Annotated in this window: 23 protein-coding genes and 1 riboswitch; of the genes, 16 read left to right on the forward strand and 7 right to left on the reverse strand. The window is 62.2% G+C overall.

All coding sequences use genetic code 11. The features are described 5' to 3' along the window. The first annotated feature begins 160 nt into the window (after window positions 1-160). The 4 genes from APH35_RS23105 (at window position 161) to APH35_RS23120 (ending at window position 2075) form a co-directional block, all read left to right on the forward strand. Complete coding sequence (locus APH35_RS23105) at window positions 161-718, forward strand: hypoxanthine-guanine phosphoribosyltransferase (protein ID WP_012270498.1); 558 nt, start codon at window positions 161-163, stop codon at window positions 716-718. Between the two features lie 2 nt (window positions 719-720). Then, window positions 721-1194: a WbuC family cupin fold metalloprotein gene (locus APH35_RS23110; RefSeq protein ID WP_012270499.1), complete on the forward strand. Its 474-nt coding sequence runs from the start codon at window positions 721-723 to the stop codon at window positions 1192-1194. A gap of 51 nt (window positions 1195-1245) precedes the next feature. Continuing rightward, on the forward strand, window positions 1246-1716 hold the full coding sequence (locus APH35_RS23115; protein WP_060515593.1) for a hypothetical protein: 471 nt from the start codon (window positions 1246-1248) through the stop codon (window positions 1714-1716). 68 nt (window positions 1717-1784) lie between these two features. Then, window positions 1785-2075, forward strand: a complete 291-nt coding sequence (locus APH35_RS23120; protein ID WP_012270501.1) for a PA4642 family protein — start codon at window positions 1785-1787, stop codon at window positions 2073-2075. Window positions 2076-2131: 56 nt separating this feature from the next. Here APH35_RS23120 and mqo read toward each other — a convergent pair whose 3' ends face one another. Together mqo and APH35_RS23130 are read right to left on the reverse strand one after the other, a co-directional pair. Continuing rightward, the gene (mqo, locus tag APH35_RS23125; protein ID WP_012270502.1) at window positions 2132-3640 is read right to left on the reverse strand and encodes a malate dehydrogenase (quinone); all 1509 of its coding nucleotides are present in this window, start codon (window positions 3638-3640) and stop codon (window positions 2132-2134) included. A gap of 600 nt (window positions 3641-4240) precedes the next feature. Continuing rightward, window positions 4241-4474, reverse strand: a complete 234-nt coding sequence (locus APH35_RS23130) for a hypothetical protein (protein ID WP_012270503.1) — start codon at window positions 4472-4474, stop codon at window positions 4241-4243. Between the two features lie 145 nt (window positions 4475-4619). Between APH35_RS23130 and APH35_RS23135 the strand changes: the two genes are divergently transcribed. After that, window positions 4620-5204, forward strand: coding sequence for a YajG family lipoprotein (locus tag APH35_RS23135; protein ID WP_012270504.1), 585 nt, complete (start codon window positions 4620-4622; stop codon window positions 5202-5204). A gap of 57 nt (window positions 5205-5261) precedes the next feature. On the opposite strand, the gene APH35_RS23140 is transcribed toward APH35_RS23135, so the two are convergent. Next, window positions 5262-5468 carry a hypothetical protein gene (locus APH35_RS23140; protein ID WP_060494160.1) on the reverse strand — a complete coding sequence of 69 codons (207 nt, stop codon included), beginning with the start codon at window positions 5466-5468 and terminating at the stop codon, window positions 5262-5264. A 159-nt stretch (window positions 5469-5627) separates the two neighbouring features. On the opposite strand from APH35_RS23140, the gene APH35_RS23145 reads away from it, so the two are divergent. Next, the gene (locus tag APH35_RS23145; protein WP_060494159.1) at window positions 5628-5888 is read left to right on the forward strand and encodes a hypothetical protein; all 261 of its coding nucleotides are present in this window, start codon (window positions 5628-5630) and stop codon (window positions 5886-5888) included. Between the two features lie 120 nt (window positions 5889-6008). Here APH35_RS23145 and APH35_RS23150 read toward each other — a convergent pair whose 3' ends face one another. Then, a complete protein-coding gene (locus tag APH35_RS23150; protein ID WP_171577254.1) occupies window positions 6009-7178 on the reverse strand; it encodes a 1-acyl-sn-glycerol-3-phosphate acyltransferase in 1170 nt (389 codons plus the stop codon). 121 nt (window positions 7179-7299) lie between these two features. Between APH35_RS23150 and APH35_RS23155 the strand changes: the two genes are divergently transcribed. From APH35_RS23155 to APH35_RS23170, 4 genes are all read left to right on the forward strand, one after another. Next, window positions 7300-7482, forward strand: a complete 183-nt coding sequence (locus tag APH35_RS23155) for a CPXCG motif-containing cysteine-rich protein (RefSeq protein WP_012270508.1) — start codon at window positions 7300-7302, stop codon at window positions 7480-7482. Continuing rightward, a complete protein-coding gene (locus APH35_RS23160; protein ID WP_012270509.1) occupies window positions 7482-7742 on the forward strand; it encodes a putative signal transducing protein in 261 nt (86 codons plus the stop codon). Before APH35_RS23155 ends, APH35_RS23160 begins: the two co-directional genes overlap by 1 nt. 15 nt (window positions 7743-7757) lie before the next feature. Next, window positions 7758-8378, forward strand: coding sequence for an SOS response-associated peptidase (locus APH35_RS23165; RefSeq protein WP_060515594.1), 621 nt, complete (start codon window positions 7758-7760; stop codon window positions 8376-8378). 76 nt (window positions 8379-8454) lie between these two features. After that, window positions 8455-9273 (forward strand): M48 family metallopeptidase, encoded by an 819-nt coding sequence (locus APH35_RS23170; protein ID WP_012270511.1) that lies wholly within the window; start codon window positions 8455-8457, stop codon window positions 9271-9273. Window positions 9274-9315: 42 nt separating this feature from the next. On the opposite strand, the gene APH35_RS23175 is transcribed toward APH35_RS23170, so the two are convergent. The 3 genes from APH35_RS23175 to APH35_RS23185 all read right to left on the reverse strand — a co-directional run bounded on the left by APH35_RS23175 (window position 9316) and on the right by APH35_RS23185 (window position 12186). Further along, a complete protein-coding gene (locus tag APH35_RS23175) occupies window positions 9316-9900 on the reverse strand; it encodes a TMEM165/GDT1 family protein (protein ID WP_012270512.1) in 585 nt (194 codons plus the stop codon). Between the two features lie 87 nt (window positions 9901-9987). Further along, window positions 9988-10128: riboswitch (yybP-ykoY riboswitch) on the reverse strand. 39 nt (window positions 10129-10167) lie between these two features. Continuing rightward, window positions 10168-11166 carry a class I SAM-dependent methyltransferase gene (locus APH35_RS23180; RefSeq protein WP_012270513.1) on the reverse strand — a complete coding sequence of 333 codons (999 nt, stop codon included), beginning with the start codon at window positions 11164-11166 and terminating at the stop codon, window positions 10168-10170. A gap of 54 nt (window positions 11167-11220) precedes the next feature. Beyond that, window positions 11221-12186: a 2-hydroxyacid dehydrogenase gene (locus APH35_RS23185; protein ID WP_012270514.1), complete on the reverse strand. Its 966-nt coding sequence runs from the start codon at window positions 12184-12186 to the stop codon at window positions 11221-11223. A gap of 161 nt (window positions 12187-12347) precedes the next feature. Here APH35_RS23185 and APH35_RS23190 point away from each other — a divergent pair, with 161 nt between their 5' ends. The 6 genes from APH35_RS23190 to APH35_RS23215 all read left to right on the forward strand — a co-directional run bounded on the left by APH35_RS23190 (window position 12348) and on the right by APH35_RS23215 (window position 23104). Next, the gene (locus APH35_RS23190) at window positions 12348-14030 is read left to right on the forward strand and encodes a fatty acid--CoA ligase (protein WP_060515595.1); all 1683 of its coding nucleotides are present in this window, start codon (window positions 12348-12350) and stop codon (window positions 14028-14030) included. A 331-nt stretch (window positions 14031-14361) separates the two neighbouring features. Further along, window positions 14362-16248 (forward strand): DUF1302 domain-containing protein, encoded by a 1887-nt coding sequence (locus APH35_RS23195; protein WP_012270516.1) that lies wholly within the window; start codon window positions 14362-14364, stop codon window positions 16246-16248. A gap of 25 nt (window positions 16249-16273) precedes the next feature. After that, window positions 16274-17638, forward strand: a complete 1365-nt coding sequence (locus APH35_RS23200) for a DUF1329 domain-containing protein (protein ID WP_012270517.1) — start codon at window positions 16274-16276, stop codon at window positions 17636-17638. Window positions 17639-17930: 292 nt separating this feature from the next. Then, complete coding sequence (locus tag APH35_RS23205; protein WP_060494157.1) at window positions 17931-20648, forward strand: LuxR C-terminal-related transcriptional regulator; 2718 nt, start codon at window positions 17931-17933, stop codon at window positions 20646-20648. A 159-nt stretch (window positions 20649-20807) separates the two neighbouring features. Further along, window positions 20808-22415: a tetratricopeptide repeat-containing response regulator gene (locus APH35_RS23210; protein ID WP_012270519.1), complete on the forward strand. Its 1608-nt coding sequence runs from the start codon at window positions 20808-20810 to the stop codon at window positions 22413-22415. Further along, window positions 22412-23104, forward strand: a complete 693-nt coding sequence (locus APH35_RS23215; RefSeq protein WP_012270520.1) for a sensor histidine kinase — start codon at window positions 22412-22414, stop codon at window positions 23102-23104. Before APH35_RS23210 ends, APH35_RS23215 begins: the two co-directional genes overlap by 4 nt. Window positions 23105-23145 lie beyond the last annotated feature (41 nt).

Here is a 23145-nt window from a genome sequence, read left to right on the forward strand (position 1 = left end):
GGGGGCTCCGAAAGGCGGGCAAAAAAACCGCGCTAGATTAATCTATTCAGCCTGTGCTGTCGTCTGGTCATTCTGGACGTTAGTCCATAAATGCTTGATCTGTGACGAGCGGATGCGTACCTTTGCCCGCTTTTCCAAAATGCCCCCCCCGGAGAGCGCCATGTCCGCCGATCTCGAGCATATCCGTCAAGTCATGCGTGAAGCTGACTGCCTGTACACCGAAGCCGAAGTCGAAGCGGCCATCGCCAATGTCGGCGAGCAAATCTGCAAGGACCTGCACGACAAGAACCCCGTGGTGTTCTGCGTGATGAACGGCGGCCTGATCTTCTCCGGCAAACTGCTGACCCACCTGCAGTTCCCGCTGGAAGCCTCGTACCTGCATGCCACTCGTTACCGCAACCAGACCAGCGGCGGTGAGCTGTTCTGGAAGGCCAAGCCGGAAGTCTCTTTCATCGATCGCGACGTACTGATCGTCGACGACATCCTCGACGAGGGCCACACCCTCAGCGCCATCATCGAGTTCTGCAAGCATGCCGGCGCGCGCTCGGTGTACACCGCAGTGCTGATCGACAAGGATCACGACCGCAAGGCCAGCCCGGACCTCAAAGCCAACTACGTAGGCCTGCCTTGTGTCGATCGCTACATCTTCGGCTATGGCATGGACTACAAAGGTTACTGGCGCAACGCTAACGGCATCTTCGCCGTAAAGGGGCTGTGACCATGCGCCAGCCTGCGTTCATCGACCAATCGCTGTTCGCCGGGCTGGCCGAAAAGGCTGCTGCCAACCCGCGTGGGCGGCAGCACCACAACTTCCATGAAATGGAAGATCCTTGCCACCGCATGGCGGTCGGGCTGCAGCCGAGCACCTACATTCCACCGCACCGCCACCTGAGCGACGACAAGGCGGAGACCTTGCTCGTGCTCAAGGGGCGCTTCGGCCTGTTGATCTTCGACGAGCAGGGCGCCGTGACTGACAAGCGGGTGCTGCAAGCGGGTGGCGACTGTCTGGGTGTGGACCTGGCGCCCGGTACCTACCATGGGTTGGTGGTGCTGGAGCCGGACAGCATCCTGTTCGAATGCAAGGCCGGCCCATACCGGCCGGTGGGCGAAGGTGAACATGCACACTGGGCGCCACGTGAAGGCGAAGACGGCGTCGCCCAATACCAGGCCTGGATGCTTGCGCAGTTCGATTGATGTTGCTTGTACCCGGCATGCTAGAGTGCTCCTTCATACAAGGAGCCTCACATGCGTGCGATTCTTCCCCTCCTGCTGGCCGTCAGCCTGCCACTCGCCGCCGCACCACTGCACAGCCAGTTCCTGCCACCCGATGATCAGTCCCTGCGCCAGGAAGCACCGACCAGCCAGCAATTGCTGCAAGTGACCGACTATTCGGTGGTCGTAGGTGCCCAGCGCCAGTCCGACCAGCAACCGATCCCGATCACCTCGTCGTTGCAGGTGTGCCTGAAGGGCAAACCGCTGAGCAAGGGCGCGACCATCGCTCAGGTGCTGCTGACCTTCGACGGTGAAGCCGCCAAGAGCCTTAAAAAGCCCGTGTATGACGAAAAAAGCCGCACCTTGAGCCTGAATTACCCGGTTAGCGATTACCGCGTAATCATGGACCTGTTGCGCAACGAAACCCTGTACGTGCAATTTCTCACCTACGGCAACGGCCACATCTGGGCCGACCTGCACACCGGTACCGTACGTACGCGTTGAGGCGCGTAGCCTGCGGGGGGTAAACTGCCGGCCTTCGAAATTCCGTGATGGTCCAGTTGGAGTCGGCAATGCGTAAAGACAAGAAACAGGTAATCGGTGACGAAATCAGCGACGACTACATCAAGTCGTTCCTTCAGTTCGAGCCGGCCGATGGTGTGACCTCGCCGTCGGCGCACAAGCTGGTCAAAGCCTACCGTGGCCTGCGCGTCGACGATTTCGAGCGATTTGTCGGTTTCTTCGTCGAAGCAGGCCTGGACTTGGATGGCAAGGACGAGCACGGCAAAACCTTCGTCGAGCAGATTGCCGACCAGCGCAATGCGCCTGAGTACATCGAGATTATCGACAACGCCCGCGGCTGACCAAGGTCCAGCCACAAAAAAACGCCCCGAGGGGCGTTTTTTCGTTACCGGGCGGATCAGGCGTAATGCTTGGCTGCCGGGCTGCTTTCTACCAGCTCCAGCGCCACGTCGTTGTCGGCGCTGATCTTGTGGTACAGGGCGGCATCGGTTGCCAGGGTTTTCTCGCGAGCCGGGAAGATTTCTTTGAGCTTGGCAGCCCAGGCACCCTTGGCCTGCTCGGGGAAGCAGCGCTCGATCAGTTCCAGCATGATCGACACGGTCACCGAGGCACCCGGCGATGCGCCGAGCAGCGCGGCCAGGCTGCCGTCCTGGGCCGAGACCAGCTCAGTACCAAACTGCAGCACGCCGCCTTTTTTCGGGTCTTTCTTGATGATCTGCACGCGCTGGCCAGCCACTTCCAGGCGCCAGTCTTCGGCCTTGGCCTGTGGATAGAAGCGACGCAGGGCTTCCAGGCGCTGCTCCATCGACTGCATCACTTCGCTGACCAGGTACTTGGTCAGGTCCATGTTGTCGCGGGCCACGGCCAGCATCGGGCCGATGTTGCCCATGCGCACCGAGAGCGGCAGGTCCATCAGCGAACCGTGCTTGAGGAACTTGGTGGTGAAGCCGGCATAGGGGCCGAACAGCAGCGAAGTCTTGCCGTCCACTACGCGGGTGTCCAAGTGCGGAACCGACATCGGCGGGGCACCTACGGCGGCCTGGCTGTACACTTTGGCCTGGTGCTGCTTGACGATTTCCGGGTTGTCGCAGCGCAGCCACTGGCCGCTGACCGGGAAGCCGCCGAAGCCTTTGCTTTCCGGGATGCCGGACAATTGCAGCAGCGGCAGGGCCGCGCCGCCAGCACCGAGGAAGACGAAGCGGGCGTCGACTTCACGGCTGCCGCCGCTGTTGACGTCCTTGATGCTCACGGTCCAGCCGCTGCCATTACGGCGCAAGCCGACAACCTTCTTGCTGTATTTGACCTGCGCGTCCGGCGAGTCACCCAGCAGTTTGAGCAGCTTGTTGGTCAGTGCCCCGAAGTTCACGTCGGTGCCTTTGGCCACGCGGGTAGCGGCGATGTGCTGGTCGGCCGGGCGGCCAGGCATCATCAGCGGCATCCAGTCGTTCATCACGGCCTTGTCTTCGGTGTATTCCATCTCATGGAAGGCGTGGTGCTGCTTGAGCAACTCGAAGCGCTTCTTGAGGAAGGAAACACCCTTGTCACCCTCGACGTAGCTCAGGTGTGGGACAGGGTTGATGAAAGCACGCGCCGAGCCGAAGTTGCCCTTCTTGCTCAGGTAGGCCCAGAACTGGCGCGAAACCTCGAACTGGGTGTTGATGTGCACGGCCTTCTTGATGTCGATGCTGCCATCGGCGGCCTGCGGCGTGTAGTTCAGCTCGCACAGGCCGGCGTGGCCGGTGCCTGCGTTGTTCCAGGGGTTGGAGCTTTCCGCGGCTCCGGAGTCCATCGCCTCGACGACCTCAAGCTTCAGGGTCGGGTCAAGCTCCTTGAGCAGTACGGCCAGGGTGGCACTCATGATGCCCGCGCCTACCAGTACCACATCAACCGATTCGTTCTGCGCCATTTAACGCGTCTCCACAATCTACAGCTACCTAATTGACAGCATAGGACCTGGGTTTGCCAGGGTCGCCATGTCCGACTTTTCGCAGTTCTTGCAACTTCCGCGGACACCGCCAATCAGTCTTCGGGTTCGTGTATTGAACGCCGTTTGCCACAGGTGCGGCAATTCGACTTATGGTCAAGGTGTCGTGCGTGCGTTATGGAACGGTTCAGACACTCATACGGGATGAGCGCATTTGCCGCCTGTTCAGGGCTGTTCGGGACACATCTGCCGCTTTTGCACATGCCAGACTGTTCATTTGCTCGCCACACTCTTGTGAAGTTGTGAAAACCGTTTTTTCACGCTCTTTTGGAGACGTGAACCTCAAAAGGGGACTGCGCGATGGCAACCCGCAGGTTCATGCAGTGTGAAGGGCCGGAAAAGCAGGCACGACAGCCGATGCAAGACCTGAGTGGAAGGCTCTCTGTGGGCGAAGCGGTGAAGTTGCCGGGGTCAATCGGCGAGTGCGGGGCCCGATCAGGAGACGTCCTTATAATCGGGGGGAGATTATAGCGATGTCGCGGGCAGAAATGTCGCCATTCGTGGTTTTTATTGCAGCGTTTGTCAGGCCGCGAGGAGGCGTTGATGCCAACGGCGGCTTGCACGCGCGCAAACACGGGCGTCGGCGGGCAGCTCGCGGCCCAGCCAGGCCAGCTGAATTTCACCGACCTGGACCCAGCCGCTGCCGCTTGGCGCCTGGCTGCATTGCTTGAAGGCCAGGCATTTGCCTTGGGCGTCGAGGCGGGCGTAGGCGTTGTGGCGCGGGCGTTGGAAGAGCAGAGTCCAGAGCGAGGCCATGGCAGTGAGTCCTTTGCGTTAGGGCTTGGCGCAAGGATAAGGGCGTGGCCATGAAACGATTGTGACAAGCGAGGCTGGCCGATGACTGGTCTGTGCCTGGCTAGGTATACTGTGGGCCTTTGCCGCATTTTCTGGAGAAACGCGCATGTTGCAACGTCTGTTGTTCGGTTTGATCGCCGTGGCCAGCCTCAGCCTGGTCGGTTGTGCCCACAGCCCGCAACAACTCAACCCGCAACCCACGCTCAAGGCCCAGCTCGCCCCGGTCGGCCATGGCCAGCCAGTGGTGGTCCGGGTAGTTGATGGCCGCCCATCGCAGTCCCTGGGCACTCGCGGTGGCATGTACCCCGAAACCAGCACCATCAGCGTCAGCGGTAACGACGTGGTGCCCAAGCTGCAGGCTCAAGCCGAAGCCGCTGTGCGCCTGCTCGGCTTCACCCCGACGGCAAACGCCTACAACGCGCCACAGCTGACAGTGACCCTGGCCGAACTGAAATACCAGTCGCCGAAAGACAACCTGTACGTGACCGAGGCCACCATCGGCGCCACCTTCCGTGCCGACGTACGTAACGGCGGTCGCAGCTACAGCGGCCGTTACGGTGCTTCGCTGGACCAGCGTTTCGGCATGGCGCCGAATCAGGACACCAACACCCAACTGGTGGGCGACGTGCTGAGCGATGCCTTGACCCGCATGTTCAAGGACCCAACCATTGGGCAGGTGCTGGGCCAGTAAGCGTTTGGGCGCATAAAGGAAACCCGCTGCCAGGCAGCGGGTTTTTTTATTGCTGGCTCAAGCTGCTGCTATGTGGAAGTCCAGCAAGCTGAAACCAGTCCCGGTATCCACCTCGGGCAAGTCTTCATGCATATGCCCGCCCAGCGCACAGTAGACCAGCCACTGGCGGTCCTGCACATTGATGGCAAAACCATCGATCAACGCCTGTTGTTCATCGCTCTGGGCAACGAGGTAGAGGCGGTCCTGGTTTTCGGCGTGCAGCATGAACAAGCTCCGGGTCATGAAAGGCCGACAGGGTGGCCTGCTCAGATGACGAGCGGATGACAGATGAAATTTAATGACACTTTGTCGCCCATACCGGGCGCCGGAGATCGACTTGGGTAGAATGCGGGCCTTTGCCGCTGCTCACACCGAGGTCGCGTGATGTCCTTGCAAGTGCTCTGGGGGTTTTTGGCCGCCCATCCCACCAAGTTGATCAACCTGCTGGCGCTGCTGCTGACCTGCCCAGGCGGTTTGCTGCTGCACAGTGCACGGCGACGCGAGGCCGAGACCCGCGAATACATGGCTGTGGACGAAGGGGTAGTGGACGCGTTCGACCTGCGGGTGCCGAAGTACTTCTATATTCTCGGTTTTTCGTGCCTGGCGATGGCGTTGTTGCTGTCCTGGTTCAGTACCTGGGTCTGAGAACCATTGGGGCCGCTTTGCGGCCCATCGCGACACAAGGCCGCTCCTACAGGAGATCGCGGTCCCCTGTAGGAGCGGCCTTGTGTCGCGATTGGGCTGCAAAGCAGCCCCGACAATCCTTCAGGCCACAGGTGCCTGCTGCTTGACCTGATACTGGTTACGCACCGGCGTCGCATACTGCAACACCAGGTATGGCCGCTGCTCTTCAGGGCAGGCATCCAGACGGCGCTGCCATTCTTCCTTGGCTTTTGCCAGCTCATCCGTCGGGAACACCTTCTCGGCACTCGGCACCTGCAACGCCTCATCCTTGGCATCCCACATCGCATACGCCAGGTAATGCACCGGGAACAGCCGGTAGCCACCCAGAATCTGCCGGTCGATTTCCGACGCCAGCTGCTTGGTGTCTTCGTGGTATGCGGTCACTGGCGGGGCGAAGTTGATGTGCACCCGGCCCTTGTAGCCGGTAATGCCCTTGGCGATGCTGTTGTCGTCCTCGCCTGGCGCCTTCTTGTAGGTACCGGTGGTGGCGCGGATGTACAGCTCGCGGGCCTTGGCCTGGTCACACGGGTCGTATTCGTAGCTGATCGACACCGGCGTCAGGTTCAGGCTCTGGATCACCGCACCGAACGGCTCGTCCTTGCGGCTCATGTGGAACATCTTGAGGATCGCCGAGTCGGTGCGGTCGTCACCGTCCTTGGCCCGGCCTTCTGCCTGGGCGATCCAGATCGACGTAGCATCGTTGCGGATCGAGTGGTTGATATAGGCCGAAAGCAGCTGGTAAGCCGCCAGCTTCTCACGCCGGCCGCTGATCGAGCGGTGCACGATGAAGCTCTTGTTCAGGCGCATCATGTCGCTGACAAAGGGCTTTTGCAGCAGGTTGTCGCCAATGGCGATGCGTGGCGTGGGCAGGCCGGCATGGTACACCGCGTAGTTGACGAAGGCCGGGTCCATGACGATGTCGCGGTGGTTGGCCAGGAACAGGTAGGCGGTGCCGGCCTTGAGTTGTTCCACGCCGGAATAGGTAACGCCGTCAGTGGCGCGGTCGATGGTCTGGTCGACGTAATACTCGACTTTGTCCTGCAGGGTGGAAACGCAGGTGACGCCGGCGAATTCCTTGCGCAGGCGGCGTGCAATCAACGGCTTGAGCAACCAGCCGAGAGCACCAGCCGCACGCGGGAAGCGGAAGTGGGTGAGGATATCGAGGAATGCCGGGTCGCTGAGCAGGCGTGCCAGAACGGCAGGGACCTCAGCGTCGTCGTACGGTCGGATGGCATCGAATTCGCCCATCATGCTCTCTTGTTGGAAACGGCTAGGGTAATAGGTAGGGGCGGGCTCCGAAAAACGGCTCGGACGCACATAGGCCCTGTAAACAGACCGGCAATTATACGCATAAGTCACCCCGGAGGCCGCGATGCTGGAAACTGCGATCTACGATTGCCCTTATTGTGGCGAAGAAGTCGAAACCACGGTGGACCTGTCCGGTGGCGATCAGGAGTACATCGAGGATTGCCAGGTGTGCTGCAAGCCTATCCGTTTCGTGCTGCAGGTGCATGGCGAGGAGTGGATGCTGGATGTCTTTGGTGAGAATGACTGATGCGGCGGATCTACGAACCGGAAAACCTGCTCGAAGCCGAAATGCTGGTCGGTATGCTGGCCAGTGAGGGCGTCGACGTGCAACTGGTGGGCCGTGACTTGATGGGCGGTGTGGGCGAGCTGCCGCTGCAAGGGCTGCTGGGGCTTGCGGTGGCCGATGAGCAGGCCGAGTACGCACGGCAACTGATCGATGCGTACAATGACGCCCAGCCACTGGTTGGCGACGAACCGGAGAGTTTCCCCGGTACCTTGATCTGCTAGGTTCTGAATTCGCCCATGTGTGGACGTTACGCCCTGTTTCGCTGGCCCCAGGCCCTTGCCAGTCTGCCGGGCTTTCCTGTCGGTCAGCCGGCCCAATGGAATATCTCGCCCGGGGCTTCGGTGCTGATCCAGCGTCAGCTCGACGGCCAGCAGCAACTGGTCAAGGCGCGCTGGGGGCTGACCCCGGCCTGGCTCACCGACCTGTCCCGCACCCCGGCCCACGCCCGCGCTGAAACCCTGGCAGAGCAGCCGATGTTTCGTGAAGCATTTCGCCAGCGCCGCTGCCTGATGCCGGCCAACGGCTTTTACGAGTGGCGGGGCAGCGTGCGTAAGCGCCCATACTGGTTGACCCCGGGGGAGGGCGCCTCGCTGTACTTCGCGGCGGTGTGGGAAGCCTACCCGGTGCAGGACCAGGTGTGGCTGAGCTGCGCGGTGGTGACCCAGGCGGCCATGAACCAGCGCCGTCCGCTGATACTGGATGAGGCCGGGCAGGCGGCCTGGCTTGACCCGGATACGCCAATTGCCCGCCTGCACGAGCTGCTGGCCAGCCCGCCTGCGGTGTTGCGTGAGCGGGCCTTGGCCAATTTCGTCAATGACCCGAAACTGGATGCGCCGGAGTGCCTCACCCCGGTTTGATAAATCTTCCCTGTGGCTATGGCAGCCAATGGCGACTCGGCCTAGGATACGCCGCATGTGGATAGGGAGTGTTTTCATGCGTAAGTCTTTTGTCGTCAGCCTGCTGAGTGCTGGCATCCTGCTGGCCGGCTGCCAGGCGGTGAACACCACCAGCGGAGGTGCTGTTGGCGTCGAGCGTCAGCAGTACATGTTCAGCATGCTCTCGACCGATGAGGTCAACCAGATGTACGCCCAGTCGTACCAGCAAACCCTGGGTGAGGCCTCGAGCAAGGGTGTGCTCGACAAGTCCAGTGCCGATGCCAAGCGGGTGCAGGTCATTGCCAACCGACTGATCGCCCAGGCGCCCAAGTTCCGCCCGGATGCCGCGCAGTGGGACTGGCAAGTCAACGTGATCAAGAGTGACGAACTCAACGCCAACTGCGGCCCGGGCGGCAAGATTATCGTCTATACCGGCCTGATCGATCAGCTCAAGCTCAGCGATGCGGAAATTGCCGCAGTGGTAGGGCACGAGATTGCCCACGCCCTGCGTGAGCACAGCCGCGAGGCCATGTCCAAGGCGTACGGTGTGGAAATGGCCCGTCAGGGTGCCGGTGCCATCTTCGGCCTCGGCCAGAGCAGCATGGCCATGGCCGACACCGTGGTGAACTACGCCATGACCTTGCCCAACAGCCGGGCCAACGAAAACGAGGCCGACCTGATTGGCCTGGAGCTGTCGGCGCGTGCCGGTTATGACCCGAATGCCGCGATCACCTTGTGGAACAAGATGAGCAAGGCTTCCGAGGGTGCACCGCCTGAGTTCATGAGCACTCACCCGGCGTCGGAAAGCCGCATTGCTTCGCTGCAGGCGGCAATTCCGAAGGTGATGCCGCTGTATCAGGCCGCGGCCAAGCCGTAACTGTGTGAACCCTGGGGCCGCTTTGCGGCCCCGCTTCCCTGCTTAACCTACCCAGCCACTGGCCTTCATTGCCGAGTACACGGCCACGATCGCCAGGACGAAGAACGCCGTGGCCGCCAGGCGACGAATCAGCGTCAACGGCAGTTTGTCTGCCGCGAAGTTACCCGCCAGAACCACCGGCACGTTGGCAATCAGCATGCCCAGGGTGGTGCCGAGGATGACCATGATCAGGTGCGGGTACTGTGCTGCCAGCATCACCGTGGCAACCTGGGTCTTGTCACCGATTTCGGCCAGGAAGAACGCAATCAGCGTGGTCAGGAACGGCCCGAAGCGGCGTGCCGGGTTCTCGTCGTCATCCATCTTGTCCGGTACCAGGGTCCACAGCGCTGTGGCGGTAAAGCTCGCGGCCAGGATCCAGTGCAGTGCCGAGTCGCTGAAGAAACTGCCGAACCACGCCCCTACGGCACCGGCCGCCGCATGGTTGGCCAAGGTGGCGGCGATGATGCCGGCGATGATCGGCCAGGGTTTGCGAAAGCGAGCCGCGAGAATGAGCGCGAGCAGTTGCGTCTTGTCGCCGATTTCGGCGAGGGCAACGATAGCGGTGGGGACCAGCAGAGATTCCAGCATCAGGATTCCTACGGGGGCGGGTCGACACGGCTATGACACGTACAGCCTCCCCGCCCCGGGTAAGGTGTGCGTGTCATAGGTCTTGTCAAACCCTGGATCCGTCTATGCGGATCTCTCCATGCAGGCTGGCATGGCGGGTCGCACGCGCCATGGTCTGTGGACCAAGTATGTTGACGCGTACCGGGCGAGCTGGGTGCTCGCGGGAGACTACTCCCCTAGGACGGTGCGGATTCTGCCTAGGCAAAACGCTTTCGGCAAGCGCTGTTTTTATCCGTGCGTTGCCTGATAGATGCGGAAACCATCGGCCTCGTCGCGTACCTGGCAGTTGCCCAATGCCCCTTCGATCAGCGGCTGGTAGCGCAGGAAGCTGTTGGCCACCAGGCGCATTTCGCCACCTTTTCGCAGATGAACGGCTGATTTTTTCAGCAAGTTCTCCGAAGCTTGATAATTGGTGTGTACGCCGGTGTGGAACGGCGGGTTGCTCAGGATAAGGCTCAGTTCGGTGGGGGCTGCGTCAATGCCATCTCCGCTGATCACGTCGCCTTCCAGGCCGTTGGCGGCCAGCGTCAGGCGGCTGGCGGCCACGGCGAAGGCATCCACATCCAGCATGGTCACCCGGCTTTGTGGGTAACGGCGCTTGAGCGTGGCACCCAGCACCCCGGCACCACAGCCAAAGTCCAGCATGTGGCCGTCGGGTAGGCCATCGAGGTGTTTGAGCAGCAGGGCGGTACCCCGATCGAGGCGACCATGGCTGAATACACCCGGCAGGCTGACCACTTGCAGCGGGCCGTCTTCCAGGGCCAGCTCGAAGCGCTCGGCCAGGCTTTCCAGCGGTTTTGCCTGCGGTGCCTGGTCGATGGTCACTTGCCACAGTTGGCAATGGCGAGCGCTGTCCAGCTTGCGTGGCTTGCCAAAGGCCTGCAGCTGCTTGGCCGCCCCTTCGATGCCGCCGCGTTTTTCGCCGACCAGGTACAGCTCGCGGCCGGCCAGGCGCGACGCCAGGGCGTTGAGCAGGTAGGCGGCCAGCTCGCGGGACTTGGGCAGGAACAGCACGGCACTGTCGAAGGGCAGGTCGGGCGGCTCGACCGCATAGTGGCTGCGGCCGGCAAAGCGGCTGTCGAGCATGGCCTGATCGCCGGCATGCCAGGTCCAGGCCTGGGCCTGGGGCAACTGGCCGAGCAGGTCGTCGGCGGGGGCGCCAGCGATCAGCAGCGGCCCCTGGAACAGCTCTGCCTGGCGGAGCAACACTTCACTGCGCGGGTCCATGGACGACGCCTCCTGGAAAAAAGTGGCGCAGTGTAGCAGAGGCCGGCGCCGGGCTCAGCTGACCACGCGGCGTGGCTGACCAGCGAAGAAGGCCTGGGCGTTTTCGCTGAGCTGGCCAACGATGCGCTGGCGCGATTCCACCGCGCCCCAGGCGCTGTGCGGGGTGATGATCAGGCGCGGGATGTCGGGTTGGAGCAATGGGTTGCCATTGACCGGCGGCTCCACACTCAGCACGTCGGTGGCCGCGCCGCCCAGGTGGCCACTGCGCAGGGCGTCGGCCAGTGCCTGTTCGTCGATCAGGCCACCACGGGCAGTGTTGACAACCAGTGCATTGCGCTTGAGCAGGCCCAGTTCGCGAGCGCCGAGCATGTGCCGGGTATGCTCGTTCAACGGGCAGTGCAGGGTCAGCGCATCGACTTGCGGCAGCAGTTCGTCAAGCGGCAACCGGTCGGCGCGCTCCGGGCGACCGGGAATCTGTCCGCTCAGCACGCGCATGCCGAAGGCTTCGGCCAGCCGTGCCACCGCGCCGCCCAGTTCGCCGTGGCCGAGCAAGCCGAGGGTTTTGCCTTCCAGTTCGACGATGGGGAAGTCCAGCAGGCAGAACTGGCTGGCCTTGGCCCACTGGCCGTCGGCAACCGCCTGGTTGTAGTCGCACAGACGCGTCGCCAGGGCCAGCAACAGGGCGAGGGTATGCTGAGCGACTGACGGCGTGCCGTAGCCCTGGCAGTTGCACACCGTGATGCCTTGGGCGCGGGCTGCTGCCAAGTCGACATTGTTGGTGCCGGTGGCGGCCACCAGAATCAGCTTGAGCTGCGGGTTGGCGGCCAGGGTCGCGGCGTCGAGCATGACCTTGTTGCTGACCACTGCGACGGCGCCCTGCAGGCGTTGGCTTACCTGGTCCGGGCGGGTTGCATCGAACAGTTCGAGCTCATCGAACTGGCTTCGTAACGGGGAAAGGTCGAGGTCACCAAGATCTAGGGATTGGTGGTCGAGAAACACAGCGCGACGCGGGCTGGGCATCAGTAAGGCTCCGTTGGCAGGGCAGGGATGATCCATCACTCGGACAATGCCACTCATACCCCGCGTAGCCAAATCATTCCTTCGGCTGATTTAGCCGTCACATTGGCGAACTACAGTGGTTACCACATTTGTCTGGCCCGCTTTTCAGAAAAGGGATACCCATGTTGCAGACCCGCATCATCAAGCCCGCCGAGGGCGCCTACGCCTACCCACTGCTGATCAAACGCCTGCTGATGTCTGGCTGCCGCTATGAAAAGACCCGCGAAATCGTCTACCGCGACCAGTTGCGGCTTACTTATCCACAGCTCAACGAGCGCATCGCACGCCTGGCCAATGTGCTGACCGAGGCCGGGGTAAAGGCCGGTGACACCGTCGCGGTGATGGACTGGGACAGCCATCGTTACCTGGAATGCATGTTCGCCATTCCGATGATCGGCGCCGTGGTGCACACCATCAACGTGCGCCTGTCGCCCGAGCAGATCCTCTACACCATGAACCACGCCGAAGACCGCGTGGTGCTGGTCAATAGCGACTTCGTCGGCTTGTACCAGGCCATCGCCGGGCAGTTGACCACCGTCGACAAGACCTTGTTGTTGACCGACGGCCCGGACAAGACCGCCGATTTGCCCGACCTGGTCGGCGAGTACGAGCAACTGCTGGCCGCCGCCAGCCCGCGCTACGACTTCCCTGACTTCGACGAGAACTCGGTGGCCACCACCTTCTACACCACCGGCACCACCGGTAACCCCAAGGGTGTGTATTTCAGTCATCGTCAGCTTGTGCTGCACACACTGGCCGAGGCCTCGGTCACCGGCAGTATCGACAGCGTGCGGCTGCTGGGCAGTAACGACGTGTACATGCCGATCACTCCGATGTTCCATGTGCATGCCTGGGGCATCCCTTACGCTGCCACCATGCTCGGGATGAAGCAGGTGTACCCTGGGCGCTACGAGCCAGACATGCTGGTCAAGCTCTGGCGCGAGGAGAAGGTCACTTTCTCCCATTGCGTGCCGACCATCCTGCAGATGCTGCTCAACTGCCCGACTTCGCAAGGGCAGGATTTCGGCGGCTGGAAGATCATCATTGGCGGCAGCTCGCTCAACCGCTCGTTGTATCAGGCCGCTCTGGCACGTGGCATCCAGCTGACTGCTGCGTATGGCATGTCGGAAACCTGCCCGCTGATCTCCGCCGCCCACCTTAACGATGAGTTGCAGGCCGGCAGCGAGGATGAGCGTGTTACCTACCGCATCAAGGCCGGTGTGCCGGTGCCACTGGTCGAGGCAGCCATCGTCGATGGCGACGGTAACTTCCTGCCAGCAGACGGTGAGACACAAGGCGAGCTGGTGTTGCGTGCGCCGTGGCTGACCATGGGTTACTTCAAGGAACCGGAAAAGAGCGAGGAGCTGTGGCAGGGTGGCTGGCTGCACACCGGCGATGTCGCCACCCTCGACGGTATGGGTTACATCGACATCCGCGATCGCATCAAGGATGTGATCAAGACCGGTGGCGAGTGGGTTTCCTCACTCGACCTGGAAGACTTGGTCAGCCGCCACCCGGCGGTGCGCGAAGTGGCGGTGGTGGGGGTGGCCGACCCGCAATGGGGTGAGCGTCCGTTTGCCCTGCTGGTGGTGCGTGATGGCCACGCCATCGACGCCAAGTCGCTGAAGGAGCACCTCAAGCCGTTTGTCGAGCAAGGTCACATCAACAAGTGGGCGATTCCAAGCCAGATCGCCGTTGTTACTGAAATTCCCAAGACCAGCGTCGGCAAGCTCGACAAGAAACGCATCCGCCAGGACATCGTCCAATGGCAGGCCAGCAACAGCGCGTTCCTTTCCACCTTGTAACTGCTTTGCGGGTCGTGTGCGTCAGAACGCGACCCGCATGCTAGAGAGGCTGGCGCCTTGCCAAATGGCAAAAATGCGCCATCCTTGAGCACTGCCAGCACGCAATCGGGACAAATAGCAGCGAGTTGGCGGCATGGAGCGCAAATCACACTTTAGAGGGATCAAGCGCCTGTGCCTTGCTGGCTATAGTCGGGGCCAGGGGATTTTCAGGAATGGGGGAGGGCAACACGCGCAAACCGTGTCGCCGCGGGTGCAAACCTGCAAACCGGTCGCTCGGGCCGTTCTTGAAAGGACTCACTGCCATAACAATAAAGTACATGGAGTAGCGTCGATGAAATCTGCAAACCTGTTCTGGCGCCGGGCCAAGTTGCCCTTGGCCGTCAGCCTTGCTTCCACGCTCGCAAGTCCTGCTTTCGCTGTCAGCTTCAACATGGGTGAAATCGAAGGCCAGTTCGACTCGTCGCTCTCCATCGGCGCCAGCTGGTCGACGGCCAACCCCAACAAGAACCTGATCGGGGTGAACAATGGCGGTAAGGGCCTGTCGCAGACATCCGACGATGGCCACCTGAACTTCAAGAAGGGCGAAACCTTCTCCAAGATCTTCAAAGGCATCCATGACCTGGAGCTCAAGTACGGCGACACCGGCGTGTTCGTGCGTGGCAAGTATTGGTACGACTTCGAGCTGAAGGACGAAGGCCGCGAGTTCAAGGACATCAGCGACTCCAACCGCAAGGAGGGCGCCAAGTCGTCCGGCGCCGAGCTGCTCGACGCCTTCGTCTACCACAACTACTCCATCGGCGATCAGCCCGGTTCGGTGCGCTTTGGCAAGCAGGTGGTGAGCTGGGGTGAAAGTACCTTCATCGGCGGCGGCATCAACTCGATCAACCCCATCGACGTGTCGGCGTTTCGCCGCCCAGGGGCCGAGATCAAGGAAGGCCTGATCCCGGTCAACATGTTCTACATCTCCCAGAGCCTGACCGACAACCTGTCGGCTGAGGCCTTCTACCAGCTTGAATGGGACCAGACGGTCGTCGACAACTGCGGCACCTTCTTCTCGCAGCCGGACATCATTGCCGACGGCTGTACCGACAACCTGCGCGTGCTGAACAGCAGCCGTACGGTGCCGGGCGCGGCCCAGCAATTCCTTGCTACCCAGGGCGTGAACATCAACGAAGAGGGTGTGATGGTGCGCCGTGGCGCTGACCGCGACGCGCGTGACAGCGGGCAGTTCGGCGTGGCCATGCGCTACATGTTCGAGCCATTGGACACCGAATTCGGTGCCTACTTCATGAACTACCACAGCCGTGCGCCAATCTTCAGCGCCACCGGCGCCCCGGCTTCGGTGTTCTCCGGTATCGCCGGCCTGCCGGCACAGCTGCGAGCCTTGGCACCCTTGATCGTGGCGGGCAATTCGCAGTACTTCGTCGAGTACCCGGAAGATATTCGACTCTACGGCCTCAGTTTCTCCACCACCTTGCCAACCGGCACGGCATGGAGCGGTGAGATCAGCTACCGGCCCAACGCGCCGGTACAGTTGAACACCACCGATATCCTGTTTGCCGGTGTTCGTCCTCTGGGCGGCGCACTGACCAATGCTTCGCTGCTGGCGGGTACACCGGGCCAGGACCTGCACGGCTATCGCCGTAAAGAGATCACCCAGTTCCAGACCACCTTGACGCACTTCTTCGACCAAGTGATGGGCGCTAGCCGCATGACCGTGGTGGGCGAACTGGGCGTCACCCACGTCGGCGGCCTGGAGAATGCGCACGATACCCGTTATGGCCGCGACCCGGTGTTCGGCCCTGGCCCATTGCCGTCCACGGGCGGAGCGGACACCTGCCAGGCGCTCAACGCCAGCACCATCGCCGGCGCCGGTGCCGGTGCATCCACCACCAACCTGAACCGCAAATGCGAGAACGATGGCTACACCACCAGCACGTCCTGGGGTTATCGCGCCCGTGTCATCTGGGATTACAACGACGTATTCGCTGGGGTGAACCTGAAACCGAGCGTGGCCTGGTCGCATGACGTGTCCGGCTACTCGCCGGGCCCTGGCGCCAACTTCGAGGAAGGCCGCAAGGCTGTCAGCCTGGGCTTGGATGCCGAATACCAGAACACCTACACGGCAAGCCTGTCGTACACCAACTTCTTCGACGGCAAGTACAGCACCGTGGATGACCGCGACTTCGTCGCCCTCAGCTTCGGCGTGAACTTCTAAGCATTCAGATCCAGGACGACACGACATGAACAAGACCAGAAGTCTGCTGCAAGCCGGTGTGCTGGGCCTGTCCCTGCTGGCGACCAGTGTCATGGCTGCGGTATCCGCTGACGAGGCGGCCAAGCTGGGTAGCACCCTGACCCCAATGGGGGCGGAAAAGGCCGGCAATGCCGACGGCTCCATCGGCGCGTGGGAGCCGCTGTCGAAAACGGCGGGCAGCGTCGACGGCAAGGGCTTCCTGTCCGACCCGTACGGCAGTGACAAGCCGCTGTTCACCATCACGGCGCAAAACGCCGACCAGTACAAGGACAAGCTCTCGCCAGGCCAGCTGGCCATGCTCAAGCGCTACCCGGACACCTTCAAGATCCCGGTGTTCAAAACCCATCGAGGTTCAACCGTCCCGGCCGATGTGTTCGCGGCCATCAAGGAAAACGCCACCAAGACCACCCTGGTCGAGGGCGGCAACGGCCTGAACAACTTCCGCACGGCGGTACCGTTCCCGATCCCGAAAACCGGCCTGGAAGTGATCTGGAACCACATCACCCGCTACCGTGGCGGCAGTGTCAGCCGCCTGGTCACCCAAGCTACGCCGCAGCAGAACGGCTCGTTCAACCCGGTGTACTTCTCCGACCAGTTCGTCTTCCGTGACAAGATGAAGGACTACGACCCGAACAACCCAGGCAACATCCTGTTCTACTTCAAGCAGGAAGTGACCGCGCCCGCGCGCCTGGCTGGGACCGTGCTGCTGGTGCACGAAACCCTCGACCAGGTGAAGGAGCCGCGCAAGGCGTGGATCTACAACGCCGGCCAGCGTCGCGTGCGCCAGGCGCCGCAAGTGTCCTATGACGGCCCGGGTACCGCTGCCGATGGCCTGCGTACCTCCGACAACCTGGACATGTTCAACGGTGCACCTGACCGCTATGACTGGAAGCTGGAAGGCAAGAAGGAGCTGTACATCGCGTCGAACGCCTTCAAACTCGATGACCCCAAGCTGAAATATGCCGACATCATCAAGGCCGGGCACATCAACCAGGACCTGACCCGTTACGAGCTGCGCCGCGTGTGGCACGTGGTCGCAACCCTCAAACCGGGCCAGCGACACATCTATGCCAAGCGTGACTTCTACATCGATGAAGACACCTGGCAGGCTGCCGTCATCGACCAGTACGACGGCCGTGGCCAGCTGTGGCGCGTGTCCGAGGCCCACGCCCAGCCGTATTACAACGTCGAGGTGCCGTGGTACACCCTGGAAGCCATCTACGACCTGCAGTCCGGTCGTTATCTGGCCCTGGGCATGAAGAACGAAGAGAAGCGTGCCTACGACTTCGGTTTCAGTGCCAGCAAGGCCGACTTCCAACCAGCGGCGCTGCGCCAGTCGGGTATTCGCTAAGCTGAACACCACTAACTCCGTGTGATCCCCAGAACGCCCCGGCTTGCCGGGGCGTTTCTATTTTTCTGTTCTGGCCTCTACGCGGTCTTGCCCGCGAAGAGGCCAGAACAGGCAATAAATCTGCTGAATACCCACCCACACCCCCGCTACGGCCTCTGTCCATCAGCCATGTTGCTTTTTGTCGCAGTCTTTTCCGTGGCAATTGCGCCCATCATCTTCAAATGCGCCGCGTTACCCGCTAGTCTCGCAAACATCCATACCGCCGTAGTCTTCCAACCAGAACGAGCCGGCCATGACAGATCTGTCCCGTACGCATGGATTCGCGAGTCAGGCCCTGGGCCTGCTGGACGGGCGTTTCTTCCGGCCTCCGTTGCCGGACGGCCATGTGCCGCGCCAGCGTCTGTGTCAGCGTCTGCACGCCGGCCTGGGCGGGCGGCTGCTGCTGGTCAATGCCCCGGCAGGTTTCGGCAAAAGCTCCCTGGCCATCGAATTTTCCGAAGCGCTGCCCGAACACTGGCGCAGCTTGTGGCTAGGCCTGAGCCAGCGCGACGCCGACCCTGGCCGCTTCCTTGAACGCCTGCTCGAAGGCCTGCAGCAGTACTGCCCAGCACTGGGCGGCCAGGCCATGGGGCTGCTGAAAATGCGCCAGCGCCACCAGCCGTTCGCCTTCGAAGAGTGGCTCGACGGCCTGCTCGACGAGCTGGCGCTGTACCTGCAAGCCGATACGCCGCTGCTGCTGGTGCTGGACGACTATCACCTGGCCCAGGGGCCGGTGCTTGACCGCTGCCTGCAGTTCTTCCTCAATCACCTGCCCCCCGGCCTTGTGTTGCTGGTTACCAGCCGCCAGCGGCCAGACTGGCACCTGGCGCGCCTGCGCCTGTCACGGCAGCTGGTCGAGCTCAACGAGCAGGACCTGCGCCTCACCGCGGATGAGGCGCTGGCAGTGATTGGCCGCCAGCCCACGGGCCTGCGCGGTCAGGCCCTGGACAACCTTATTCAGCGCAGCGACGGCTGGGTGGCCGGGTTGCGCTTCTGGCAGCTGGCGGCCAGCGACAGCGCTGACGAGCAAGCCTTGCCCCAGGCGTTGCATGGCGGCGAGGGCCTGATCCGCGACTACTTGCTCGAAGAAGTCATCGACATGCTGCCCGTGGACGTGCAGGCCTTCTTGTACGAAACCGCCTGCCAGGAGCGTTTCTGCGCCCCGCTATGTGATGCGCTGCGGGGCCGCCACGACAGTGCCGCGATCCTGCGCTTCCTGCAGGCGCATCAGGTGTTCCTGGTGCCGCTGGACGAGCATGGCCACTGGTTCCGCTATCACCACTTGTTCTCCGACCTGTTGCGCAGCCGCCAGGCCAGCGAGCCGCTAGCTGGCCTGCACATACGGGCCTGCCGTTGGTTCGAAACCCAGGGCCTGCTGGACGAAGCTGTGGAGCAGGCATTGCGTGCCGGCCACCTGGATGTCGCCGCAGACCTGGTGCAGAGCCTGTCCGAGGAGCAACTGCTGGCCGAACAGAACGTCGGTATGTTGCTGCGCTGGAAGATGGACCTGCCCGACAGCCTGCTGATCAGCACGCCACGGTTGATCGTGCTGTACAGCTGGGCGTTGGGCCTGGCTTGCCAGCTGGACGCAGCCGAGGAACTGGCCGGCTACCTCAGCCGTTTTCTACCCGCGCCTTCGGCAACCGCGCAAAAGTCGATGCTGGCCCAGTGGCTGGCGCTGAGTGGGGTCATTGCCCGTGGCCGTGGCGACCGCGAACGCACCCTGGCCTATTGCGGCGAGGCGCTACAGAGCCTGCCGAGCAAGCGTTATGGCCAACGCCTGGTGTGTTTGTCGACGCTGTCCAACCTGGCCATTGCCGATGGCGACTTCTGGCGGGCCCGAGGCTGGAACCGCGAAGCCCTGGAGCTGGCCCAACGGGTCGGCAACCCGTTGTTCGAGGCCCTGGCCCATTACGACCGGGCGCGAGTGCTGCACGCCCGTGGCGAGGTGCTGCGCGCACTGGACGAAGTGCGCCAGGGCCTGCAACGCCTGCAGGGGCTTTCGGCGCAGCGGCTGTATGCCGTGCGTGCGCGCCTGACGCTTTACGAAGGCTACCTGCTGGTCTCACGCCTGCAGCCGGCCCAGGGCCGAGCACGCTTGCGTGCAGGGCTGGGCGAGGCGCGGGCGTGCCGAGACATCAGTGTGCTCATCGGTCATTGCGTGATTGCCACGCTCGATGGCCGGGAAGGGCACTTTGCCGAAGCCTTTGCCGAATTGGCCGAGGCCGAGCGCCTGATGCATATCTGGGACGTGCCCCCGGTCTATTACCTGGCCATGATTACCCTGGTCAAATGCGAACTGTGGCTGGCCCAGGGGCGAACCGATCTGGCCGAGTCCTGGCTGCTGCGTCTGGGCCAGACCTACGGTGGCGAGCAACCGGCAGCAGCACCGGAGTTCCACCCGCTGCTGCCGTTGCATATTGCGTTGCAGCAGGCTTTGCTCGAGCGCATCCAGTTGCGTGGCGAGGATGCCGTGCAACGCCTGGCAAGCCTGGTAGCGCGTGGCCAGGCCAGTGGCGGCATGATGCTCACCGTCAGTGCCCTTTGCCAATGGCTTTCCCAACTGCTGGACGAAGGCAGGGAAGGGCAGGCCGCGCAGTTGCTGCCAGGTTTGCTGGAGGCAGCCCATGGCGGTGTGCTGCAACCGTTCCAGCCAATTCTGGAAAAGCACCCGCAATGGCTTCATGAGCAACTGCAGCCAGCGGCCGCTTGCCCGGTTCAAGCCGAACTGCTCAAGCACCTGCCGCCAGTGCCCTCCGCCAGCACAGGCACCGGCGAGGCGCTGAGCGGCCGCGAACTGGCCGTGCTCGAACTGATTGCCCAGGGCTGTTCCAACCAGCAGATCAGCGAGCGGCTTTTCATTTCCTTGCACACCGTGAAGACCCACGCCAGCCACATCAACAGCAAGTTGGGGGTTGAGCGACGCACCCAGGCGGTGGCAAAGGCAAAAACGCTGGGGTTGCTGGCGTGATACTGGCTCTGCAGGTCATTGCTCGTTAAAGTGATGGCATGAGGCCATGGTTTGTGGCCGGTAATGCTCTACCCTCATCTTTCCCGACCGGCTGCCGATACAGCGATCGGTGGCATCGCCTCGCGCGATTTTTCAATCATTCCAAGGCAGGTCGTGTTGATGCTGCAGTACGGGCAAAAGAGCTTTCTGATCGTCGACGATTTTACCGACTTTCGCACGTCGACCCGTTCCATGTTGCGTGAGTTGGGCGTGCGCGACGTGGACACCGCTGACAGCGGCGAGCAGGCGCTGCGCATGTGCGCGCAGAAGCGCTATGACTTCATCCTGCAGGACTTCCACCTGGGTGACGGCAAGAAGAACGGCCAACAGGTGCTCGAAGACCTGATCATCGACAAGCACATCAGCCATGAGTGCGTGTTCATCATGGTCACTGCCGAGAGTAGCCAGGCCATCGTGCTCAGCGCCATCGAGCACGAGCCCGATGCTTACCTGACCAAACCCTTCAACCGGGTTGGCCTGGCGCAGCGCGTCGAGAAACTGTTCCAGCGCAAGACGCTGCTCAAACCGATCCTGCAGGCGCTGGACCGCAATCGCCCGGCTGAAGTGCTGGCCGCTTGTGCCGAGTTGTGCAAGAAGGACCCGCGCCTGGCACCGCTGTGCTTGCGCTACCGGGCCGATGCCCTGCGCAACCTCAACCGTTTTGAGGAACTTGAAAAGTTCCTCAAGGCCATCCTGGCCAGCCGCCCGCAGCCGTGGGTGTACGCCGCGTTGGGTGCACTGATGCACAAGCGTGGCCAGAACGCCCAGGCCCAAGGTGTCTACGAGCAGGCGCTCAAGGCGTTCCCGATCATGCCAGGCCTTTACGATGGCATGGCCGAGGTGCTGGTGGCTCAGGGTGATACCCGACGCGCGCAGAACCTGCTTGAAGAAGCCGTACGTTTATCGCCTCTGTCTGTGCGTCGGCAATCGACGCTGGGCAAGCTGGCGCTGGAAAACGAAGACTTCGAGAGTGCATCGAAGGCGTTCCGCCATGCGGTGAATCAGGGCCAGAGCTCGCGCTACAAGGACGCCGAAAACAACCTCGGCCTGGTGCAGGCGCTGATGAGCAAGAACGCAGGCTTCGGCCTGGATGCCCGTACTCGTGTCGAAATCAACACCACGCTCAGCGAAGTGGCCAAGGAAAACCCCGAGGACCAGGGCTTGCAAGTGCGTGCGCGGATGATGAAGGCTGCCAGCCTGCAGCAGGCGGGCGACCCGGAAACAGCCGGCAAGCTGACCGAACAGGCGATCCAGCGCCTGGACAAGATGAACCAGTTCTTCTCGGTCGATTCGGCCCTGACCGTTGCTGCGCAGTTGCAGGCAATGGGGCAGGAAGCCGCCGCCATCGGCGTGCTGAAGAGCTGTGTGGAAAGTTATGGCGATGACCCGAAGGTCATGGAAAAAGTGGGCAAGCTGACGGACGACCCCAGCGTGCTCAACGCCATTACCGAAGCGGTCACCCTCAATCGCCAGGGTGTACGCAGTTACCAGGGAGGGCAGCTTGGCGAGGCGTTGCAACTGTTCCGCAAAGCGCTGGGTATGCAGCCGAAGAACATCAGCATCGCCCTCAACACCGCCCAGGCGCTGCTGCGCATCGGCGGTGACAACCCTCAGCCCGCGATCATGCAGGAATGCCAGGACGCCTTGACCAGCGTCGCCGGTATCCCTGCCAGCGACAATCGCTATGACCGTTACCGCAAACTGCACATCCGAGTGTTCGGCGCATGAATCAAGACAATCAGGGGCTGGATTTTTCCACGGTGATCGCCTCCACCGTGCACGACCTCAAAAGCTCTCTGTCAGCGCTGATCCAGTCCCATAGCCAGTGGGTGGAGCGCTTGCCCGAAGAGCTGCGCGGTGGTGCCGAGCAGGGGATCATGGAGCACGAGTTTCGCCACCTCAACGGCATGCTGGTACAGCTGCTTGGGCTGTACAAACTGGGCATCAACCAGTTGCCGGTGTGCCCGGACTACCACGAACTGGATGATTTCATTGAAGCGCAGTTGGCGGCGCACCAGGAAGTGCTCAAGCACAACGACATCCTCGCCACCTGGCGCATCGACACCGACAACCCGCTTGGCTTCTTCGACCGTGAGCTGGTGGCCTCGGTAATCGCCAACGTCATCACCAACGCCACCCGCTTTGCCGGGCACGCCTTGCTGATTACCATCGAAGAGGCCGACAACCAGTTGGCTATCTGCGTCAACGATGACGGCCCGGGTTATCCCAAGCACATGCTCGAGCGCCAGGAGGAGTACATCCAGGGCATCGACTCGACCAGCGGCAGCACCGGCCTTGGCCTGTACTTCGCGGCGCGGATCGCGGCACTGCATGAAAGCGGCGGGGTGCGCGGGCGGATCGAGATCTCCAATGGCGGGGCGCTGGGGGGGGGGTTGTTCAGGTTGTTCCTGCCTTAGGCCGGCAGAGCATGGCGTTGGATTTTCAGCGCCCTTCAGAT

It is taken from the genome of Pseudomonas sp. NBRC 111132, assembly GCF_001320565.1.
Taxonomy (GTDB): Bacteria; Pseudomonadota; Gammaproteobacteria; order Pseudomonadales; family Pseudomonadaceae; genus Aquipseudomonas; species Aquipseudomonas putida_P.

Bases quoted from the DNA above. Each gene is read 5' to 3' on its own strand.
- APH35_RS23105 (WP_012270498.1), top strand. From the start codon at position 161: ATGTCCGCCGATCTCGAGCATATCCGTCAAGTCATGCGTGAAGCTGAC.
- APH35_RS23110 (WP_012270499.1), top strand. From the start codon at position 721: ATGCGCCAGCCTGCGTTCATCGACCAATCGCTGTTCGCCGGGCTGGCC.
- APH35_RS23115 (WP_060515593.1), top strand. From the start codon at position 1,246: ATGCGTGCGATTCTTCCCCTCCTGCTGGCCGTCAGCCTGCCACTCGCC.
- APH35_RS23120 (WP_012270501.1), top strand. From the start codon at position 1,785: ATGCGTAAAGACAAGAAACAGGTAATCGGTGACGAAATCAGCGACGAC.
- mqo (WP_012270502.1), bottom strand. From the start codon at position 3,640: ATGGCGCAGAACGAATCGGTTGATGTGGTACTGGTAGGCGCGGGCATC.
- APH35_RS23130 (WP_012270503.1), bottom strand. From the start codon at position 4,474: ATGGCCTCGCTCTGGACTCTGCTCTTCCAACGCCCGCGCCACAACGCC.
- APH35_RS23135 (WP_012270504.1), top strand. From the start codon at position 4,620: ATGTTGCAACGTCTGTTGTTCGGTTTGATCGCCGTGGCCAGCCTCAGC.
- APH35_RS23140 (WP_060494160.1), bottom strand. From the start codon at position 5,468: ATGCTGCACGCCGAAAACCAGGACCGCCTCTACCTCGTTGCCCAGAGC.
- APH35_RS23145 (WP_060494159.1), top strand. From the start codon at position 5,628: ATGTCCTTGCAAGTGCTCTGGGGGTTTTTGGCCGCCCATCCCACCAAG.
- APH35_RS23150 (WP_171577254.1), bottom strand. From the start codon at position 7,178: ATGATGGGCGAATTCGATGCCATCCGACCGTACGACGACGCTGAGGTC.
- APH35_RS23155 (WP_012270508.1), top strand. From the start codon at position 7,300: ATGCTGGAAACTGCGATCTACGATTGCCCTTATTGTGGCGAAGAAGTC.
- APH35_RS23160 (WP_012270509.1), top strand. From the start codon at position 7,482: ATGCGGCGGATCTACGAACCGGAAAACCTGCTCGAAGCCGAAATGCTG.
- APH35_RS23165 (WP_060515594.1), top strand. From the start codon at position 7,758: ATGTGTGGACGTTACGCCCTGTTTCGCTGGCCCCAGGCCCTTGCCAGT.
- APH35_RS23170 (WP_012270511.1), top strand. From the start codon at position 8,455: ATGCGTAAGTCTTTTGTCGTCAGCCTGCTGAGTGCTGGCATCCTGCTG.
- APH35_RS23175 (WP_012270512.1), bottom strand. From the start codon at position 9,900: ATGCTGGAATCTCTGCTGGTCCCCACCGCTATCGTTGCCCTCGCCGAA.
- APH35_RS23180 (WP_012270513.1), bottom strand. From the start codon at position 11,166: ATGGACCCGCGCAGTGAAGTGTTGCTCCGCCAGGCAGAGCTGTTCCAG.
- APH35_RS23185 (WP_012270514.1), bottom strand. From the start codon at position 12,186: ATGCCCAGCCCGCGTCGCGCTGTGTTTCTCGACCACCAATCCCTAGAT.
- APH35_RS23190 (WP_060515595.1), top strand. From the start codon at position 12,348: ATGTTGCAGACCCGCATCATCAAGCCCGCCGAGGGCGCCTACGCCTAC.
- APH35_RS23195 (WP_012270516.1), top strand. From the start codon at position 14,362: ATGAAATCTGCAAACCTGTTCTGGCGCCGGGCCAAGTTGCCCTTGGCC.
- APH35_RS23200 (WP_012270517.1), top strand. From the start codon at position 16,274: ATGAACAAGACCAGAAGTCTGCTGCAAGCCGGTGTGCTGGGCCTGTCC.
- APH35_RS23205 (WP_060494157.1), top strand. From the start codon at position 17,931: ATGACAGATCTGTCCCGTACGCATGGATTCGCGAGTCAGGCCCTGGGC.
- APH35_RS23210 (WP_012270519.1), top strand. From the start codon at position 20,808: ATGCTGCAGTACGGGCAAAAGAGCTTTCTGATCGTCGACGATTTTACC.
- APH35_RS23215 (WP_012270520.1), top strand. From the start codon at position 22,412: ATGAATCAAGACAATCAGGGGCTGGATTTTTCCACGGTGATCGCCTCC.